This is a genomic window from Westiellopsis prolifica IICB1 (assembly GCF_004323185.1).
GTDB classification, from domain to species: Bacteria; Cyanobacteriota; Cyanobacteriia; order Cyanobacteriales; family Nostocaceae; genus Pelatocladus; species Pelatocladus prolificus_A.
On sequence record NZ_NAPS01000002.1, the window covers coordinates 517,992 to 520,248 of the forward strand.

Sequence of the window (2,257 nt, forward strand, 5' to 3'; positions counted from 1 at the left end):
TGGGGCATCGGGCATCGGGCATTGGGCATTGGTTATTCTCCTTTGTCTCCCTGCTCCCTGCTCCCTGCTCCCTGCTCCCTGCTAAGAGCTTCCTTGTCTCCCCACACTCCCCACACTTCCTTGTCCCCGATCCCCGATCCCCGATCCCCAATCCCCGATCCCCGATCCTTAATTTTGAAAGAGTAGATGCAAAGCCTCACTTTATTAAGAATTATTGCAAAGAAATTATCAAAGATGTTGGTGTAGCAAATAACTGAGTATAAAGTATAAACAAAAGCAAACACATAAAATTTTTGGGGTTAAAGCAACTTTGCATTCAAAAATAGTTAGGCTATAATCTTGACTCATTATTGCGTGTAAGCTAGATACAAACGTTCTAGGGGGACGTTCGTTCAAAAGTTTGCGCCGTAGTACATGTTACAAACAACTTATAGAATTGCAAAAACGTCCGCTCTGTATAGCGGCATAGGTAGGCAGCATCAATTGTTGTCAGATCCCAGAAGGTGATTTGCACCAGGAGCGTAACAATATGAACAATATCTTCTCTAAGCTGAGAGACTTTGTTGGTTTAAATGAGCCAGTAGAATACGAGTATTATGAAGAAGAACCTGAAGCAGAAACCTATCAGAATCTGTATCAGGAGCAAAATCAACAGCCTGTACCCCAAGAAGCTACTTCAGCAAATCGACGCTGGCGTGAACCCATGCCTACAATGAATGCAAATCCAGATGTAGCAACTGCTTCTGCAAAAACAATGAGTAATGTTATTGGTATGCCCGGTGCTATTAATGGTATTTCAGAAGTTTTAGTACTAGAACCACGTACTTTTGAAGAAATGCCACAGGCGATTCAAGCCTTGCGAGAGCGAAAGTCAGTGGTATTAAACTTGACAATTATGGACCCTGATCAAGCACAACGAGCTGTTGATTTTGTTGCAGGTGGTACTTACGCATTGGATGGACATCAAGAACGTATTGGCGAAAGCATCTTTTTGTTTACACCTAGTTGCGTTCAAGTTAGTACCCAAGGCGGAGTTCTTCACGAAGTACCTCAACCACCAGTGCGTACGCCACGTCCTGTACCTAGCAATCAAACTTGGGGAAATGAACCCAATCGCATGGTACAGTAATCTAAAATTAGTCAAAAGTCAATAGTCTAAATCTAATGACCAATGACGAATGACAAATGACGAATGACAAATGACTCATAAATTTGGATTAATTGGCGGCGGGGTAATGGGAGAAGCTTTATTATCCCGCCTTATTAGTGGCTCGATTTATCATCCGTCAGAAGTGATTGTTAGTGAACCACAGCCCACACGCCAAAGTTTTTTAGCGCATCAGTACAATGTGGCTGTGACCAGTGATAACCGCTTGGTTTTTAGCGAAACAACGGATGTAGTATGTTTAGCTGTTAAACCGCAAATTTTCAGTGCGATCGCTCAAGAATTAGCGGATGTCCTTGATCAAAGACATTCACCACTAGTGGTTTCGATATTGGCGGGTGTAACTTTATCCAATTTAGAAGCTGCTTTTGGGCAATTACCAGTAATTCGAGCAATGCCAAATACGCCAGCAACCGTAGGTGCAGGGATGACTGCGATTACTCCTGGTGCTTACACCCACATGAAACATCTGGAAATAGCACGGAAGTTATTTTCAGCAGTGGGGGAAGTAGTAGAAGTCCCAGAATCACAAATGGATGCAGTTACTGGTTTATCAGGTAGTGGACCAGCTTACGTGGCATTAATGGTAGAAGCACTGGCAGATGGAGGAGTCGCCGCAGGTTTACCCAGAGCGATCGCCAATCAACTAGCTTTACAAACAGTTTTGGGAACTGCTCATTTATTACATGAAACCAAAATCCACCCCGCAGAACTCAAAGATCGTGTTACCAGTCCCGGCGGAACCACAATTACTGGTATTGCCCAGCTAGAACGTTCAGCATTTCGCTCTGCTCTGATTGAAGCAGTCAAAGCTGCTACCATCCGTTCTCAGGAGTTAGGGAAATGAAAGAGATCGGGGATCGGGAATCGGAGATCGGGGACAAGGAAGTGTAGGGAGACAAGGGGGACAAGGGAGACAAGGGACAAGGAAGTGTGGGGAGACAAGGGGGACAAGGGGGATAAGGGGGACGAGAGCGGTTAGCAGGGCGCAGGGCGAAAACGCAAATCACCGAACTCTTGACCCCAGACGCCCAACGCTCAATCCCCGACGCTGTATTCTCAGTTCTCTCTTATCAGTTATCAGTTATCAAA

2 protein-coding genes are annotated in these 2,257 nt (G+C 45.0%); both read left to right on the forward strand.

The genetic code is table 11. The annotated features are described in order from the left end of the window. The first annotated feature begins 529 nt into the window (after positions 1-529). On the forward strand, positions 530-1,129 hold the full coding sequence (locus B4U84_RS16525; protein ID WP_131119529.1) for a cell division protein SepF: 600 nt from the start codon (positions 530-532) through the stop codon (positions 1,127-1,129). Between the two features lie 70 nt (positions 1,130-1,199). Continuing rightward, the gene (gene proC, locus B4U84_RS16530; protein ID WP_131119531.1) at positions 1,200-2,012 is read left to right on the forward strand and encodes a pyrroline-5-carboxylate reductase; all 813 of its coding nucleotides are present in this window, start codon (positions 1,200-1,202) and stop codon (positions 2,010-2,012) included. The last annotated feature ends 245 nt before the right edge of the window (positions 2,013-2,257 follow it).